Raw genomic sequence first — 17,146 nt, forward strand, 5'->3', positions numbered from 1 at the left:
GGCAGACGAAAAAAATGCCATAAAAAAGCCGTCGGCATGCCGACGGCTCCGGGTAAAATTGTGTTGTGTCAAGAATGCCGTGTCACAACGACATATTTCCACAAGGGCCGAAAGGTTAGGCCGGTTTAATGATCGCTCGTGTCAAAGAACCAGGCGGAATTTGGCAAAGCCTTCCGCGCCCTCACCAGCATCTTCAATTTTGGCTCCTTTGACAGCGGCAGTATATTGCCGTCCTTTCGGTCCGCTGTCGAAGATTGCCGTAGTGTCTGCCAGCGGCTTGAATGACCAGTTTGCATCGGCGGATGGATTGATCGTGCCCTGTTCGATGATATAGCGCACGATGACATCCCTGTTGGTATCCGGCGCAACCAGGATAACTTTATCAGCTGCGATTTCCGGGAATTTGCCACCGCCGCCGGCGCGGTAATTGTTGGTGGCGACGACGAACTTCTGGGCCGGATCGATCGGCTTGCCCTCGAATTTCAGGTCGACGATACGGTGTGAATCGGGGTTTGCGAGCTTGCCGTCGTTGTCGAAGCGTGCGGGCTTTGACAGGTCGATCTGGTAGGTCACGCCGTCGATTACATCGTAATTGTACGATGGAAACTTATTGTTGAGGAGCGGAGCATCCTTGGCGCCCAGCGGGATCTGGTTGAACATGCCCGCAGACATTTCCAGCCAGTTCTTCACCTGTTCGCCGGTAACAAGAACAGCCTGAACCGTGTTTGGATAGAGGTAGAGGTCAGCGACGTTCTTGATCGCAATGTCACCGGCAGGGACATCGGTGAAGTAATCAGGTCCGTTGCGCCCGCCTGCCTTGAAGGGGGCGGCGGCGGAAAGCACCGGATAGTCCTTGTACTCACCATCCTTCAGAAGGTTCTTCACATACCAGATCTGGGCATTTGCCACGATCTGCACGGAGGGATCGTCCGCCACCAGAGCGAAATAGGAGTAAAGCGGTGCAGAGGTCTTGCCTACGGGGCGGCGCACATAGGCAAGCGTTGCCTCATGCTCCGGCTTGACTGCGGCGACGATCTCCGGTCGGTCCTTGGCATCGGCAACGATCTTCTTGTTCTCGTCACGATGATAGATCGGGCGTGCTTCCGTTGTGAAATCGACGACCTTCCAGGTCTTGCCATCCTTTTCCAGCAGCAGATCGATCAGGCCCATATGGGAGCCCCAGAAGCCTGCCATGACAGCGGGCTTGCCCTGCAGCGTGCCTTTCTTGGCGTCTGCGCCGGCAACGCCTTCGAAATCTTTGGGGCCGGGGAATACAAGATGCTGGTGGCCTGTGAAAATGGCATCGATACCATCCACGCCCGCGAGGTAGAGCGAAGCATTCTCCATGCGCTCGGTCTGGCCTGTCGCATCGATGCCGGAATGGGAGAGGGCGATCACGATATCCGCCCCCTCTTCCTTCATCGCGGGAACCCAGGCCTTCGCAGCCTGTACGATATCACGTGTCTGGGCTTTGCCTTCCAGGTTCTTGGCATCCCACACCATGATCTGCGGAGGCACAAAGCCGATAAAGCCGACCTTGATCGGAGATACGGTGCCGGCTCCATCCTTGATCTGCTTCTCAAGAATGACATAGGGCTTGAAGAACAGCTCGTCCTTCTTCGGGACCGATGCCAGCTGTCCCTTGGTCAAGTTGGCGCAGACAATGGGAAATTTTGCGCCGTTCAGCGTATTGAACATGAACTCAAGACCATAGTTGAATTCATGGTTGCCAAGCGTGCCGCAGTCATAGCCCAGTGCGTTCATGGCCTTCATGACCGGGTGAAGATCGCCGGCTTTCATGCCCTTTTCATAGGCCATGTAATCGCCCATCGGATTTCCCTGCAGCAGATCGCCATTATCGACCAGCATGGAATTGCCCGCTTCAGCGCGAACCTGTTCGATAAAGCTCGCCGTGCGTGCCAGTCCCATCGTGTCGTTGGGCTTATCGGCGTAGTAGTCGTAGGGCATGATATTCACATGAATATCAGTGGTCTCCATGATGCGCAGATGTGCCTGATTGGCGGCAGCGCGGGCCGCGAAGGGGTGGAGCATGACGAGCGCTGAACCGGCGGCAATGCCGCTCAGAAGCGAGCGTCGGGTCATGGCGGGTGTGTTGATCAGGAAAGACATGGAGAACTCCCTCAGTCGTTTGCGGCGCAAGTTTAGGGTCCTTGCCACGCCAACGCATCAGGAAAATGACAGTTATTGCTCTCTAATTCAGAGGTCTCTTCTGGCGGGAAACATCACGCCCGATGAGGGGCATTCTGGTGTGATCTGCCATTATCTTCGCCCAGCTACCATCCTTGCCGGTGCCGCAACAACAGGCATCTGAGGCTTGTAATAATGCTTGAAAAACGAGGCGACCTGGGCCTGCGTATTGGAGCTCTCAGCGAGCTTGATGCCCATCTTGCCCGCCCGATACCAGCGTATCGTTCCTTCGATAAGCCCCAGTTCATTACAGCGCAGTTGTATGGTGGCGCCGGGTTTCGCTGAAAGCCAGCCCCTCAAGTTCAGGCAGAGACCGGTTTTCGAAATATCCGAAACCGAGGCATCAACAATTTCATCCATGAAATAAACAATACTGCGGAAGTTACAACGCATGCGCTCAGCGCGCCGTCCATCGCCTTGTCCATGTGCCATATATGAAAAATTCCTGTTTTAAATCAGTCTCTTCCGCCTAAGCCTGTGGAATGCGAATGAAACCTGGGTAAATTAAAAGCGTAAAATTCGATCTATGTCTTTAGATATGCTGTGTTTTCTACTGGATTGTTCTGTGGTTGTGGTGGTTTTTTGCTTTAGGTTGAAGCATTCAATGCTATTGTTTATTATGATTTGCGCATGATATGGCAAATATTCTCGAATCAATAATATTAATGTATTCGAATATATTGCGCTGCTGCGCCGAGCCTCCTCAGCGCAGGGTTGCAATTTCATCGGATGGGAGCAGCTGCTTTACAGGCCGATATTGGGCCGATCAATGACTTCGCGCAGCGCAAAGCTCGAGTTTATCTTCACGACATGGGGGAGGGCAGAGAGCCAGTCGCGGTGGATGCGCTCATAGTCGGCCAGATCCTTTGCCGCCACTCTCAGGATGTAATCATATTCTCCTGACATCAGGTAGCAGACGAGAATATTCGGACAGAGTTTCACCGCTGCTTCGAACTCGGCCAGAGCCTTGGCGCTTTGGCCGGAAAGAGAGATGTGAACCACAGCCATCAGCGTGTAATTCAGCGCCTTGTGCGAAAGGCGTGCGTGATAGCCGCTGATAATTCCCGTCTTCTCCAGAATGTCCAGTCGGCGTGAACAGGCCGAAGCAGAAAGGCCAACTTTCTGGGCCAGCTCCGCATTGGACATCCGTCCATCCGCCTGCAATGCCTTCATGATCGCAAGATCTATAGTATCGAGATCGGGCATTCGAATAATCCACGAAAAAAGGGCTGACATACGCAAATACTGACGAAAACAGATACTCTTACCCGCCATCTTCGCAAGGACATTGTCTGGTTTTTTTGATGCACTTGTTTGGGTAGCCGGGAGGAAGAGGCTGCTGTTAAACGGGAGAGGATTGTCTATGCGTGTGGGATGCCCCAAAGAGATCAAGAACCATGAATATCGAGTTGGCCTGACCCCTGGCGCGGTGCGCGAATATGTGGCGCATGGGCATGAAGTGATCATCGAAACGCAGGCTGGCGCCGGTATCGGGGCCGATGATTCCTCCTATATCGCGGCGGGCGCAAAAATTGTCGGTTCCGCCAAGGAGATATTCGAGCGTTCCGACATGGTGGTGAAGGTGAAGGAACCTCAGCCAGCCGAGTGGGCGCAGCTTCGCGACGGACAGATTCTCTACACCTACCTGCATCTTGCGCCGGATCCCGAGCAGACGAAGGGGCTTCTCGCTTCCGGTGTGACAGCCGTTGCTTACGAAACGGTGACCGATGAGCGCGGAGGCCTACCCCTGTTGGCGCCCATGTCCGAGGTTGCGGGCAGGCTGGCTATTCAAGCCGGTGCCACCGCACTGCAAAAGGCAAATGGCGGCCGAGGCATCCTTCTCGGCGGCGTTCCGGGCGTGCTTCCTGCCAAGGTGACTGTCATCGGCGGCGGCGTTGTCGGGCTTCAATCAGCGCGAATGGCGGTCGGTCTCGGTGCCGATGTTACCATTCTCGATCGTTCGCTGCCGCGCCTTCGCCAGCTGGACGAGATGTTCCATGGCCGTATTCACACCCGCTATTCCACCATCGACGCATTGGAGGAGGAGGTCTATTTTGCGGATCTCGTTATCGGTGCAGTTCTGATCCCCGGTGCAGCTGCCCCCAAACTCGTCACGCGGGAGATGTTGACGGGCATGAGGAAGGGCGCGGTGATCGTGGATGTTGCAATCGACCAGGGCGGTTGCTTCGAGACATCTCACGCGACCACGCATTCTGACCCCACTTATGAAGTGGACGGCGTCATTCACTACTGCGTGGCGAACATGCCCGGTGCTGTTCCTGTTACCTCTGCTCATGCTCTCAACAATGCAACGCTGGTGCACGGCCTGGCTCTAGCGGATCGCGGCTTGCGCGCCATCGCCGAAGATCGCCATCTTCGCAACGGGCTCAACATTCATCGCGGCAAGGTGACAAACAAGCCCGTGGCCGAAGCGCTGGGTTATGACGTGACGGCGCCGGAGAGCGTGCTGAACGTCGCCTGATATCGAGAGCGAACCGCCAATTGAGGGGCGGTCCAAGCAATCGCTTATGCCGACTTGCAGCCTTGGAAAAACCGCTGCGGCCATTGCGGCCTCAGCGGTTTTTATTTTCCATTCTCAATCTCGCTTTGCCAGGGCCAGCAGTTCTGCATCAGACATGGGTTCAATCCAGGCTTCGCTGGTGCTGACAGGCGCAAAGCCCATCATCTGGTAGAGAGGCAGGGCGCGCGGATGATCGAGTGTATTCGTCGAAACCGTCACCTTCTTCGGGTTCATCTGCCATGCGGAGTAGAGGGCCTGCAGCAGGAACCATTTGCCGATGCCAAGGCCAAGCGCGTGTTCGAAGAGGCCAAAATAGGACAGCTCAACCAAGTCGTCTCCGATCTGGTTGAGTTCGAACATGCCTGCCGGTGCGCCATTCACATAGAGGACTGTCAGGCAAATCTTGTCATTGTGCAGCAGCGCGGAAAGCTCTTCATCGCTCATCCGCAGCCGGTTGTACCAGTGCCAGCGTTTACCGATCTGGCGATAGAGGTATCGGTAGTAGTGCAGGGGGATATCCTGTGTCCGCATGAGGGCGGTATGCAAGTTCACCGGCATCGGCAGGCTCTGCCGCGGCGGGGACGTCATTTCCAGCTGCGTAATGCGTGTCTTGATCGGGCCGTGCACAGGCTTCTCGATCGCATCCGCAGGGCCTGTCACAATCGGGGTATCATCCCGACCGCCCCATTCCGACCAGGAGCCGTCATAAAGAGAGTTGTTGGTGTGGCCCAGAGATTCCAGCGCCAATGTCACCACCGCAGCCGTTACGCCCGAACCGCAGCTGGTGACCGCGGGGCGCGTGAGATCTATTCCCGCCTCATCCATCATGGAACGGAGCGAATCCAGATCCTTCAAGTGGCCGTTTTCGGAGAGCGATCCGGCGGGAAGACTGCGAGCCCCCGGCATATGGCCGGAGCGCATGCCTGCGCGTGGCTCCGGCTCCTCGCCGGTAAAGCGACCCGCACCGCGGGCATCGATGATCTGCGCCGAGCCGTTGTCCACGATATCGCGCATTTCGGTGAGACTGGTCACGCGGCGTCCGCGGAAACGAGGCGTGAACGTGGTGGCCTCCGGCCTCGGGCTCTCCGTTTCGAGCGGTAGCCCTTCATGTTTCCAGCCGTCCAGACCGCCATCCAGCACATAGACCTTCTCGGCACCCATGGCCCGCAGCATCCACCAGACGCGTGGCGCGGAGAAGAAGCCGGGTCCATCGTAAACGACGATCACGTCCGTTTCGGAAATTCCAAGCTTGCCCATCTCGGAGGCGAAGAATTCCGGCGAGGGAAGAGAGTGTGGCAGGCCGGTGGAGTGGTCTGCAATGGCATCCTGATCAAAGAACACGGCGCCGGGAATATGACCTTCGGCATATTCTGCAGCTCCATTCCTCTTTTGCGCGGGCAGGTACCAGGATGCATCGATGACGCGGAAGTTGGGGGTTCCGAGCTGCTTTTGCACCCAATCGCTCGATACGACAAAACGGCTCTTTTCAGCGCTCATGCTCTTCCTCCTGATGGGAAGGAGAGGACGCTATCATGCCGTTTCGGCAGGTGTACCGAAGCGAATGCGGAAGCGACGATTCTCCTTACCCTTTTTCTCGATCTTCGCGATGTGAATCGCTCCAACCTCTTGGGTTTCGGAAACATGTGTGCCGCCACAGGGCTGGCTGTCAACGCTGGAGTCCTGTCCGATGCAGATGAGGCTGACCCGGCCGAGGCCAATTGGCGGGCGAACGTTCTTCGACTTCACAATCGACGGGTTGGCCAACAGCTCTTCGTCCGTGATCCATTGCGTGTAAACAGGATGATTATCCGTGACCAGCTTCATGAGCTGAGCGGTTACCTCATCCTTGTCTATCGTCTCGCTCATGTCGAAATCGACGCGGGACTCGTCTTCGCCAACGGCTGCGCCTGTGATTGGGTATTCGCATACGACCGAGAGCAGATGGCAGGCGGTGTGCATGCGCATCAGCTTGTAACGTCTTGCCCAATCCACATGCAGCACAAGTTTCTCACCGACCAGTGGCTGAGGCTGGTCCGGCAGGGGAACGTGGATGATGATGTCCTTGCTCTCGCCATGCCGGGTGGGGGCGAGGCCAATTCTTGTGCCATCCGCGCGCTCAAGAAAGCCGGTATCGCCAGGCTGACCGCCGGATGCGGCATAGAAACAGGTCTGGTCCAGCTCGATGCTGCCGCCCTCATGGATGGCGGTAACCGTGCCCTCTGCCGTCGAAAGATAAAAATCGTCTCGGTAGAGGGCAACGGTTTTCATGATAATCGAACTCACTCAGGCTGGCTGAAACGGAACAGTGATCTCGCTTTTCTGCACCAGCCATTGCGGGATCGGCAAGCCCTTGGACTTTAGAAAATCCGCATTGAACAGCTTTGATTGGTAGCGATTGCCATAATCGCACAGAATGGTCACGATGGTGTGGCCGGGGCCAAGCTCTTCCGCAAGCCGCATGGCACCCGCGATGTTGATGCCTGAAGAGCCGCCAAGGCATAGGCCCTCTTTCTCGACGAGATCGAACACCAATGGCAGGGCCTCTGCATCAGGGATGCGGTAGGCGAAATCCGGCGCGAAACCTTCGAGGTTAGCGGTGATCCGCCCTTGCCCGATGCCCTCGGTGATGGAGGAGCCTTCCGACTTCAGTTCGCCATTCTTGTAGAATTCGTAAAGTGCGGCACCCTCAGGATCTGCAATTCCGATCTTCACATTGGGGTTCTTTGCGCGCAGCCCCATGGCTGTGCCAACAAGCGTTCCACCTGAACCGACGGCGCAGATAAAGCCATCGACTTTGCCGCCGGTCTGTTCCCATATTTCCGGTGCCGTCGTCTGTATATGCGCTTCACGATTGGCAACATTATCGAACTGGTTTGCCCAGATGGCGCCGTTCGGCTCCGTCTTTGCCAGCTCTTCCGCCAAACGGCCAGACACCTTCACATAGTTGTTCGGGTTCTTGTAGGGGACAGCCGGAACCTCAACCAGTTCTGCACCCAGAAGGCGCAGCGCATCTTTCTTTTCCTGGCTTTGCGTCTCGGGAATCACAATGACGGTGCGATAGCCGAGTGCCTTTGCAACCAGGGTCAGGCCGATCCCGGTATTGCCTGCCGTACCTTCCACAATGACGCCGCCGGGCTTCAGGAGGCCTTTGCGTTCTGCATCGCGAATGATGAACAGCGCCGCACGATCCTTCACCGACTGGCCGGGATTGAGGAATTCTGCCTTGCCCAAGATCTCGCAGCCCGTCCGCTCAGACGGCCCCTTGAGCCGGAGCAGGGGCGTGTTGCCAATTACGCTGAGCACGGATGAATGGACGGTCATCGACAAATCCTTCGTATCAAATTCAATCTCACTGCTTTTTCATGCTATCCGCGCTTCGGCAAGCAAATCTATACCCCCCAAACCCCTCTCCAGCGCAAATTCATAGTCGTTTTGAAAAGACGCATCTCACGCAAAAGGGGTGGCCAGCGGCCACCCCTCCAAGGGAATGCGAAAATGAGATGTTAGCACTGGGTGCGATCGACCGGGCTTGTGGACGAACCCTCGGTCGGCGTGGCGGAGGGAGCCGCACAAGGGCTGTCCTGCGTCGTCAACTGGCCGGGAGGATTGGTGCCACTGTCACGGTTGGTGCTGTAGGTCATGTTCGGGTCGATAACCTGACCGCCCGCGGCATTGTTGTTTGCACCATAGGTGCCCGTACCGCTCATATTGTCCGTGTTGGTCATCGTCCGATCATTCGGTGTCATCGCCGTCTGCGCGACTGCACCGGTGGCAAGACCAAGGGTAAGAACGGATACGCTAAGAATCTTCGAAAGCATGTGCTTCCTCCTCGTTTTTTTGTTGGAAGGCTTTTCCGTCGCCCGAGGAAAGAACACATGAGCCGCAGAGCTGTTCCCGAAAAAGTTAACCATGATTTGTGCGGGGTTTTGGCGGCTCCAGGCCGGGATCGATGAGGTCCAGCCGCATTTGGACCCCCTTCGGCACATAGAGCGGCTTGCGGCTGGCAAGCTGAATTCTCTGAAATGTCTTGCGGCGCTCTTCGGCATCGCGCTGGCGCATTGCACGCGAGGCGGCAACGGCGGCGAGGGCATTCTTGACGGCTTCTTCTGCACGGGTCATGAGCATCTCCGATAGAATGTTCTTGCTTTGTTCTAGTTGATTTTCAGCCGTTTGTCAACGAATCGGTCCTCCCTGTGAAATCGGGCTGTGAAGTCGGGCTTTGAGACTGAGCGGAGGGCTGTCTATGTGCCCGGGCTGAAGAGGCGGAACTTCGCCCGGCATCGGTTGTTTCTTGATCTCACGGTCGAACTGACCGCCATAGTGAGGAGAAACGAATATGGCTTACAGCCCAAACGATCGCGGCCCGGATATTCCACCGACACGCCGCTCATCACGTTCCACAGCCGTGTGGCTAGGTGTCGTGGCCGTATTGCTAATAGGTGGAATCATCTGGTCCCAGATGGGGCGCAGCACGGATCCCACCACAACATCGTCGACAACGCAGCAGCAGACGCTGCCGGCATCACCAGGGCCGGAGGCTCCGGCCAGCACCCAGACAGCGCCCGCGCCGGGCACTGCAGGCCAGGCTCCCGCTACTCAGGGTCAGACCCAACCGTAACATCGCGATGGGGATAAAACAGAAAAGGTCCGGTTCAAAAGAACCGGACCTTCATCCGTCAGCCTTCGCTGAGAAACTGGCTCCCCGGGCCTGAGATTTTGTAGCAACCAAGATAACCATTGCATCAACAGTGGAGTCTAAAACGCTATATTTTTCAACGGGTAGCTTGTCCATTGCGTCCATTCGGCCTATCTACATACCGCCACCCAATAGTGGGAAAAAAGCGGGGAAGGTCAATGGGGAGCCATACTCGGAACGTGCTGACTGTGAAGGGAATCGCGGCGAGCAAATCTAAGAAATTGCGCGACGGTGGCGGGCTCTGGCTCGTTCAAAAAGGCGATGGTCGGTATTGGATCTTCTCATACACGCTCGCCGGTCGTCGTCGCGAGATGGGTATCGGCCCGCTTCATTCGGTCGGCCTTGCTGAGGCGCGCGAACGGGCCGCCAAGGCAAGGGAGATGGTCAAGGAAGGTAAAGACCCGATCCGTGACAAACGCCAGGCACTCGCCGAGCAGCCGAAGCCAAAGACATTCGGCGAGTACGCTGACAGCTTCATTGACGCAGCGGTGAAGGCTGGCCGCTGGCGAGGCGCGAAGACCGAAGCGCGATGGCGCAATCTGCTGGAAAATCACGCGAAGCCGATCCGTCACCGACCGATAGCGGACATAGACATTGACGACGTGAAGACTGCGCTGAAGCCGCTTTGGTGCATCAAGCAGGAAAGCGCCGAAAAGCTAAGGGAGTGCATCGAGCGGGTGCTGGATGCGGCCAAGGTGGAGAAGCTGCGGACGGGCGACAATCCGGCTGCATGGAAAGGCAACCTTGAGCATGTGCTGCACAAGCCGGCCAAGGTGGAGGGCGAGGGGCACCATGCAGCTATGCCGCACGACCAGATCAGTGACTTCATGAAGTCACTGGCCAGTGTCCAAGGCGTGTCGGCTCGCTGCCTTGAATTCGCGATACTCACAGCGGCCCGCGGCGGCGAGGCGAGGGGAGCGGTTTGGGCAGAATTCGACATGAAGGCGAAAGTCTGGACCGTTCCAGCCGCAAGGATGAAGACAGGCAAGACGCATCGCGTGCCGCTATCCAAACCCGCGATTGCGCTCTTGGAGCGCATGAAGGCGCAGTCTGTTAGCGAGTACGTTTTCCCGAGCGTCCGCAGCGGCAAGCCGTTGTCGGATATGTCTCTGGCGAAGGCGCTCACGACGGCGGGCGGGGGCGCCTATACTCCGCACGGGTTCCGCTCAACGTTCCGCGATTGGGCAACAGACGTCGCGCACGCGCCGCGAGAGATTGCAGAGGCGGCCTTGTCTCATGCCGTTGGTGATGCGGTGGAAAGAAGCTATGCGCGCTCAGATGCGTTGCAACGGCGCCACACTTTGATGGAGGAGTGGGGTAGATACTGTTTCGGCTAAGGCAACCAAAGCGGCCGCGTTGACAACGGGCAATGTAACCGCCATCAATAACTACACCGGCGGAATAATTCACCGTCTGGATAGCATCGGTTACAAACCCCTGTCAACACCTATTGGAGGAAAAAATGAAATCAGACAACGATAATACCCCCGCACTCATTTCGCTAAACGACGCATGCCGCATGACGTCCATGTCTCGCACCATGCTGAACCGTTACCGCGCGGAAGGGCGGTTCCCTGTTGCCGTTGATCTCGGCGATCGTCGCATTGCCTTCGTGCGGGAGGAAGTTACCGCCTGGATTGCCGCGAAGATTTCGGCGCGGCAGGTGGCGGCATGAGCTCGGAGACGGATCAACCTAACGACATTCTGGATCTGGTAGACGCTGCAACTAGAGCGTTCCGAGGAGCAGCTTCGGTTGAGGATACAGCAGTCGGATGGGACTACTTCTCCCGCGTTGAAAGCTATGTTGAGATGACATGGCCGAATGACAAGGATCTTTTGGATGTTCTTTATCAAGCGAAAAGGTACTTAAGTCAGTTCACGCTGGATCTGCGAAACGGAGTGCCGTCTCCGTTCAACGGATGGGCTTCCACCATGGGTCGCCTTAGGGCCATGGTGGATACTCCATATGGCCTGGACGGCTACCCCAAATAACCCCACCACCAAAAGGAAACCCAGATGAAAATTCTCTCAATCCGCCCTTGTGACGAGGGCGGAAACACACTCGCATTGTTTGATGCGCAGTTGTCCGACGATATCCGAATGTTCGGGCTGAAGCTGGTGAAGACACCGCGCGGCCCGCGTGTTTATGCGCCATCCACGCGCGCCAGCAACGTTGCCACCTTTGCACCAGATTTTGCCGCAGCCCTAGCTCGCGCCGCTCAGGCAGCACTTTACGGAGAAGCCGAACACAATGTCAGCACTTGCAAAGCAGCCTGATGCTTCACCATTGCAGCCGGGTGACGAAGTTACCCATGAGACATTCGGCCCCGCCACAGTCGAGCGCGCCGGTTCATTCACCTCTCTAATTGTGACGGTCGGCGGCACAAAGGAAATTGTTGCCAACAGCGGGCTGAAGGTCGTCAAACTGAAGGCGGCAAACGACAACACGCGGGCCGCCGACACATTTCCCTTGGTTAATCCGGCGCAATGGCATGGCCAGCCAATCCCGCCGCGGCAGTGGTTTATCGAGGATCTTATCCCGATGGGCCAGGTCACCTTACTTTCGGGGGACGGTGGTGTCGGCAAGTCGCTGCTGGCGCTTCAACTTGCAGCAGCCGCGGCCATGTCGCTGGACACCTTAAATCTTGAACCGTGGGCAGGTCGCGCCTTGTATGTCGGCGCTGAAGACGATCAGGACGAGTTCCTGCGGCGCCTGGCCGACATCACCAAGGCGCACGGCAAGGATCTGGACCATTTGCTTTTGCTGCGGCTGGTTCCGCTTGCCGAGCGGGACGCGCTGCTCTCCGTTCCCAACAAAAGTGGCACGATGGAGCCGACTCCTCTTTGGCGCGGCATCGCTTCCTTTGCGGCGGAATTCACGCCGCGTCTTATCGTGTTGGATACGAGCGCGGATTTGTTTGGCGGCGACGAGATCAAGCGCGCGCAGGTCCGCCAATTCATCGCAATGCTTCGCAAGCTTGCCATTGAGCTGCAGTGCGCCATCGTTCTGCTGTCACACCCATCGGTACAGGGAATGCAGACCGGCACCGGCATTTCCGGGTCCACCGGCTGGTCCAATAGCGTTCGTTCGCGGCTGTATCTGACGCGGGACAAGGACGACGCCGACTTGCGAATTCTGAAGGTTATGAAATCGAACTATGGCGAAGCCGGCAAGGAGCTTCGACTACGCTGGAAGGATGGTGCTTTTGTCCTAGACGATGGCAAGCCGAACGTTGGATCAATGCTATTGGCTGCAAAGGCCGACCGCGTTTTTATTGAAACGCTCGCAAAGCTATTTCAGCAAGGCCAGAAGCTGAGCCCTAGCCCATCAGCAACTTATGCACCGAAGCTCATCGCCGCGCACCCCGATGGCGCTGGAATATCGAAAAAGGAACTGGTGGCGGCACAGCAGCGACTACTTGACGCGAGACGAATCCGAATCGTCGAGGACGGTCCAGCATCGCGCCGCACGCGGCATCTTGTGGTGTCTGAAAGCGAGATTTCAGACTGACCTTCAGACTACCTTCAGACCCCTTCAGACCCCTTCAGACTGCCCTGTCCACACACCCCCTTGTACCCCCTGTAGGGTGTGAAGGGGTTTCACACCCGCCCCTGACGGGCGGGCTTACCCTTCACGCCCATAGCCGACCCGCCGCCAAGAGCGGGCGGCCCGCAACAACCAACCGGAGGAGATTACCAGGATGAAAACAAATGTTTGCAGTGACACCATATATCGCCGAGCGCCCCATGTGGGTGGAGCAACCTAACGGCAAGGTCAAACAAGAATGGGCGCCCTGCCGTGTCATCGGCATCACCAAGGACGATGACGGCGACCCCGCGTTCGTCGTGGAATTCGCTTCAAGCGGCTCGGTCTTCCTGGCCGTTGAAAGTGAAATCAGACGGCGGGGTGATGTTCTGTGATTGCGGCCCGACAATCTCGCGCGAGCAATCAAGAATTATGTGGCGTGACTGTCCCTTTCTTCATTTCCGCAGGGTGTAACAGTGAAGGTGTCGCGCCGCGACCTTGCCGCCTGAGTACGGACTGGCACACCCCGCGGCGCGGTAGGTGTGGGAAGCAATTGCTTTCAGAAATCCCACCCCCATTGCTACCTGAGTGTACACTCAAACCGCGACGCCACGGGCAACATAAAGCGAAGCCAGTTGGCGTGACGCATGCGCCGAATGTCGCCAGAGTGACTAGGGGCAGGAAGCAAACGCTTCCAGAAATCCCCCATAGCAGCCTGAGTACGGACTGGCACACCTCCCGACTGACTAGGGGTGAGACCACCGGCATCGGTGCGAGTACGTACCCAAACCCTGAATTTGCGGGCAGTATTATAGACGCAGCATAGGGTCCGCCACGCGCACTGAAGTCACCAAGGGGTGAGCCGTCTTTTTTCTTTTGCCGCTCCCGGATGTACGGACGGCAATTAGATCCGCCAGCGCGCTGCGCGCTGCTGGTGTCGATCGAGCCGCAGCGGTGGTTATTCCTTTTCACCGCTGCGGCCACCGTTCCAGATCACCGCCCAGCCTCTTTTGGGGTTGGCGGCTTTATTTTTGCCCAATCGAAAAACTAACCGTTGATAGGAGGCCTCAATGGCCTGGACTTCTCGCGACTTCAGTGTCGCAGAGGCCGCGCAATGCGTTGGCCTCCACCGCACGCACCTTGACGTCATCATCTCTCGCGCCAACCCGCTCGCCACGCTCTTTTCCGAAAAGCGGAAAGGGCGGCGCTGGTTTTCGGTGCGCGATATCACAGTTCTCCGGATTGCCTACGAACTGGAACGCGCCGGACGTGCCTGGAATACGGCGATTGCGCAGGCTTTCGAACACACCGGCACGCAGCCGCCCCCGGACGCGCTTCTGGTGGTTCCTGTCGCCAGTGTGTCGGCAACGTCAGGACGCGTTCTAACGGGCCTCCCTGACCCGCTGCCGTCGTCGTCTTTCATCACCGTTCCCATAGGGCGCATTGCCGCCGAAATAATGGAGGCAATCGATGCCCTGGCCATTCAGTAAGCCGGCGCCTGCCGTAGTCATCGAAGAGAAATCCCTTGGCGATCCAACCGCCGAACTGCTCGAATTGTTCGGCGCCATCCCCGCCGGCACGACGATCAGCAACGCGGAAGCCTTGTCAGTGCCAGCCGTGTCCGCTGCCGTTCGCATCATCTCGGAAGCCGCGGCAAGCCTGGACGTCAAGTTGAAGCGGAAAGTCGGCGGTTCCGAAACGGACGTTGAAGACCATCCGGCGATGAAGCTTCTAACCGGGCAAGCGAACGGCTGGACGTCCGGATTCGAGATCATCCGCGATTTGGTGGCCGGCGCGCTCACCAAGGATCAAGGCGGAGTTGCCTACGTGACGAAAGTCAACGGCGAACCGCGCGAAATCATCCAGTATCGCGACGGCGTTTTCACCGTTGATTACGACGACGTAACAGGCGAGCCGAAATACAGGATAAGCGGCCAGCCGGTTGCTGCGGGCTACGTGCTGCATGTTCGCGGGCCGTTCACGAAGTGTCCCCTTACGATGGCCCGCAGCGCGATTGCCACGGCAAGCGCAATGGAGGCGTACGCCAATGGCCTGTGGTCGAATGGTGCGCGTCCGGGCGGGGTTATCGAAAGCCCTAAGGCCATTGGTGCAAAGTCGGCCCGCGAAATCTTGGCCGGTTGGAAAGCCGCTTTTGGTGGTTCCGCCAACGCAGGAAAGACCGGTCTGCTTTGGGACGGAATGACCTACAAGCAAATGGCGCTGACGTCGGTTGACGGCGAGTTCACGGCCAGCCGCACGTTCCAGATTTTGGAAATTGCCCGCGCCTTCCGTGTGCCGCCAGGCATGCTTTATGAGCTCTCTCGCAATGTCTGGGGTAATTCCGAGCAACAGGGCAAAGAGTTCATTTCATACACACTAATCCCATGGCTGCGGATCCTTGAGGGCGCATTTAACCGCGCGCTGCTCACCGATGCCGAGCGTGTCGAATATCGGTTCATGTTCGATATCGATGACACCAGCCAAGCAGATCTAACCGCTCGCGCCACTTCGATTTCCACGCTTATCACGGCACGCGTGATGAACCCCAACGAAGCGCGCGAATGGCTTGGCATGCCACCTCGCGACGGTGGCGACGTTTTCGCAAATCCCGCCATCGACACCGCGCCAGCCAATGACAATCAACCAAAGGAGGCGGCGTGACCGTCGAATTTCTAGAGTTCAAGGCCGCCTTCACGGCGGATGACACCGGCCTCGTCGAAGGCAAGGCCTGGGACTTTTCCAGCGCTGACCGCGTTGGCGACATCATTGAGCCTGCAGCCTTCGCCAGTGCCATCGGCAAGTCTCTCCCCATGCTCTTCGCTCATGACCAGGCGCAGGTCGTCGGCACGTGGGAAAGCGTCGCCGTTGAGGCGGACGGCCTGAAGGTCAAAGGCAGGCTGCTCGTCGACGACGTCGCACGGGCCAAGGAAGTTCGTGCGCTTCTGCGTGCGAAGTCGGTCACGGGGCTGTCTGTCGGCTTCATGACGAAAAAGGCGGCGCCTCGCAAAGGTGGCGGCCGCACCATCACCGACCTGGACCTCATGGAAGTGTCCCTCGTCGCAATCCCCGCGCACCCAGGCGCGCTAATCTCTTCCGTGAAGGAATTCCCCATGACCACCGAAACCAAGACCATTGAAGATCTGGCCGTCGAGCTCAAGGCTGCAAACGACAACATCCTGGCCGTTACCAAGCGGCTCGAAACCGCCGAAACCGCATTGGCACGACCTAACATTCTCCGCGCTGCGAACGACAATGAACCCACTCCGGAACGCAAGGCCTTCACCGGCTTCCTGCGTCATGGCGTCGAACGTATGGACGCAACCGAGGTCAAGGCGCTTGTCGTGTCCGACGACACCCGCGGCGGCTATTTGGCGCCTGCAGAGTTTCAGACGGAAATCCTGAAGAACCTTGTTGAATACAGCCCGGTTCGCATGGCAGCCCGCGTTGGTTCTACCGCTGCCTCGTCGGTCATCCTGCCGAAGCGCACCGGCACGCCGACGGCAAGCTGGGTCGGAGAAGTAGAAACCCGCAGCGAGACCAACTCGACATATGGTCAGGTTGAGATTCCCGTTCACGAAATGGCCGCCTATGTCGACGTGTCCGTCCAACTTCTTGAGGACGCGGCCATCAACGTCGAAGCCGAAGTCGCCAGTGACCTCGCAGAAGAGTTCGGCCGTCTTGAAGGTGTCGCACTGGTCAACGGCAACGGCTTCAAAAAGCCCACAGGCATCATGTCCGCGGCCGGCATCACGGAGGTTATCTCTGGTTCCGGCACCGCTATCACTGCGGATAGCCTCATCAGCCTCATGTATGATCTCCCGGCATTCTATCGCAACAACGGCGCTTGGATGATGAATGGCACAACTCTTGCCGCCATCATGAAACTGAAGGACTCCACGAACCAGTATTTGTGGCAACCAAGCTATCAGGCAGGCCAGCCGTCGCTTCTTCTCGGGCGTCCCATTGTAGAAGCAATCGACATGCCGGACATTGCCGCCGACGCGTTCCCGATCGTTTTTGGCGACTTCAACCGTGCTTACCGAATTTATGACCGTGTCGCGATGTCGATGCTGCGTGATCCATACACGCAGGCCACCACCGGGAAGGTTCGGTTCCATGCACGGCGCCGCGTCGGTGCCGACGTCGTGATGGCTGAAGCGCTGCGCAAGCTGAAGGTTTCGGCATCCTAATCAGC

Annotated in this window: 18 protein-coding genes; 10 read left to right on the forward strand and 8 right to left on the reverse strand. The window is 57.6% G+C overall.

From position 1 onward, the window contains the following. Positions 1 to 141: 141 nt before the first annotated feature. From ACFSE1_RS01050 to ACFSE1_RS01060, 3 genes are all read right to left on the reverse strand, one after another. Positions 142 to 2,130 (reverse strand): bifunctional 2',3'-cyclic-nucleotide 2'-phosphodiesterase/3'-nucleotidase, encoded by a 1,989-nt coding sequence (locus ACFSE1_RS01050; protein WP_377395275.1) that lies wholly within the window; start codon positions 2,128 to 2,130, stop codon positions 142 to 144. A 150-nt stretch (positions 2,131 to 2,280) separates the two neighbouring features. After that, on the reverse strand, positions 2,281 to 2,640 hold the full coding sequence (locus tag ACFSE1_RS01055; protein WP_377395278.1) for a PilZ domain-containing protein: 360 nt from the start codon (positions 2,638 to 2,640) through the stop codon (positions 2,281 to 2,283). A 312-nt stretch (positions 2,641 to 2,952) separates the two neighbouring features. Next, positions 2,953 to 3,414: an Lrp/AsnC family transcriptional regulator gene (locus tag ACFSE1_RS01060; protein WP_377395281.1), complete on the reverse strand. Its 462-nt coding sequence runs from the start codon at positions 3,412 to 3,414 to the stop codon at positions 2,953 to 2,955. A 157-nt stretch (positions 3,415 to 3,571) separates the two neighbouring features. Between ACFSE1_RS01060 and ald the strand changes: the two genes are divergently transcribed. Beyond that, on the forward strand, positions 3,572 to 4,690 hold the full coding sequence (gene ald, locus ACFSE1_RS01065; protein ID WP_377395284.1) for an alanine dehydrogenase: 1,119 nt from the start codon (positions 3,572 to 3,574) through the stop codon (positions 4,688 to 4,690). 114 nt (positions 4,691 to 4,804) lie between these two features. On the opposite strand, the gene sseA is transcribed toward ald, so the two are convergent. From sseA to ACFSE1_RS01090, 5 genes are all read right to left on the reverse strand, one after another. Continuing rightward, positions 4,805 to 6,226: a 3-mercaptopyruvate sulfurtransferase gene (gene sseA / locus ACFSE1_RS01070; RefSeq protein WP_377395287.1), complete on the reverse strand. Its 1,422-nt coding sequence runs from the start codon at positions 6,224 to 6,226 to the stop codon at positions 4,805 to 4,807. 33 nt (positions 6,227 to 6,259) lie between these two features. Further along, positions 6,260 to 6,997 (reverse strand): alanyl-tRNA editing protein, encoded by a 738-nt coding sequence (locus ACFSE1_RS01075; RefSeq protein ID WP_377395290.1) that lies wholly within the window; start codon positions 6,995 to 6,997, stop codon positions 6,260 to 6,262. Between the two features lie 15 nt (positions 6,998 to 7,012). Continuing rightward, positions 7,013 to 8,050 carry a cysteine synthase A gene (locus ACFSE1_RS01080; RefSeq protein WP_377395293.1) on the reverse strand — a complete coding sequence of 346 codons (1,038 nt, stop codon included), beginning with the start codon at positions 8,048 to 8,050 and terminating at the stop codon, positions 7,013 to 7,015. 182 nt (positions 8,051 to 8,232) lie between these two features. Next, complete coding sequence (locus ACFSE1_RS01085; protein ID WP_377395296.1) at positions 8,233 to 8,547, reverse strand: hypothetical protein; 315 nt, start codon at positions 8,545 to 8,547, stop codon at positions 8,233 to 8,235. 85 nt (positions 8,548 to 8,632) lie between these two features. Next, positions 8,633 to 8,848 carry a hypothetical protein gene (locus ACFSE1_RS01090; protein WP_377395299.1) on the reverse strand — a complete coding sequence of 72 codons (216 nt, stop codon included), beginning with the start codon at positions 8,846 to 8,848 and terminating at the stop codon, positions 8,633 to 8,635. Positions 8,849 to 9,604: 756 nt separating this feature from the next. Here ACFSE1_RS01090 and ACFSE1_RS01095 point away from each other — a divergent pair. From ACFSE1_RS01095 to ACFSE1_RS01135, 9 genes are all read left to right on the forward strand, one after another. Continuing rightward, positions 9,605 to 10,762, forward strand: coding sequence for a tyrosine-type recombinase/integrase (locus ACFSE1_RS01095; RefSeq protein WP_377395302.1), 1,158 nt, complete (start codon positions 9,605 to 9,607; stop codon positions 10,760 to 10,762). Positions 10,763 to 10,887: 125 nt separating this feature from the next. Next, on the forward strand, positions 10,888 to 11,100 hold the full coding sequence (locus ACFSE1_RS01100) for a helix-turn-helix transcriptional regulator (RefSeq protein WP_377395305.1): 213 nt from the start codon (positions 10,888 to 10,890) through the stop codon (positions 11,098 to 11,100). Continuing rightward, a complete protein-coding gene (locus tag ACFSE1_RS01105; RefSeq protein ID WP_377395308.1) occupies positions 11,097 to 11,417 on the forward strand; it encodes a hypothetical protein in 321 nt (106 codons plus the stop codon). The genes ACFSE1_RS01100 and ACFSE1_RS01105 overlap by 4 nt, the downstream gene beginning before the upstream one ends. Before the next feature lie 24 nt (positions 11,418 to 11,441). Further along, positions 11,442 to 11,702: a hypothetical protein gene (locus ACFSE1_RS01110; RefSeq protein WP_377395311.1), complete on the forward strand. Its 261-nt coding sequence runs from the start codon at positions 11,442 to 11,444 to the stop codon at positions 11,700 to 11,702. Beyond that, entirely contained in the window at positions 11,677 to 12,936 is a 1,260-nt protein-coding gene (locus tag ACFSE1_RS01115; RefSeq protein WP_377395314.1) for an AAA family ATPase, read from the forward strand. The genes ACFSE1_RS01110 and ACFSE1_RS01115 overlap by 26 nt, the downstream gene beginning before the upstream one ends. A gap of 200 nt (positions 12,937 to 13,136) precedes the next feature. Further along, entirely contained in the window at positions 13,137 to 13,346 is a 210-nt protein-coding gene (locus tag ACFSE1_RS01120) for a hypothetical protein (RefSeq protein WP_377395317.1), read from the forward strand. Between the two features lie 675 nt (positions 13,347 to 14,021). Continuing rightward, positions 14,022 to 14,441 (forward strand): hypothetical protein, encoded by a 420-nt coding sequence (locus tag ACFSE1_RS01125; protein ID WP_377395320.1) that lies wholly within the window; start codon positions 14,022 to 14,024, stop codon positions 14,439 to 14,441. Then, positions 14,422 to 15,612, forward strand: a complete 1,191-nt coding sequence (locus ACFSE1_RS01130) for a phage portal protein (RefSeq protein WP_377395323.1) — start codon at positions 14,422 to 14,424, stop codon at positions 15,610 to 15,612. The genes ACFSE1_RS01125 and ACFSE1_RS01130 overlap by 20 nt, the downstream gene beginning before the upstream one ends. Continuing rightward, positions 15,609 to 17,141: a phage major capsid protein gene (locus ACFSE1_RS01135; RefSeq protein ID WP_377395325.1), complete on the forward strand. Its 1,533-nt coding sequence runs from the start codon at positions 15,609 to 15,611 to the stop codon at positions 17,139 to 17,141. Before ACFSE1_RS01130 ends, ACFSE1_RS01135 begins: the two co-directional genes overlap by 4 nt. Positions 17,142 to 17,146: the final 5 nt, after the last annotated feature.

Source organism: Affinirhizobium helianthi, from assembly GCF_042680945.1.
Taxonomy (GTDB): domain Bacteria; phylum Pseudomonadota; class Alphaproteobacteria; order Rhizobiales; family Rhizobiaceae; genus Neorhizobium; species Neorhizobium helianthi.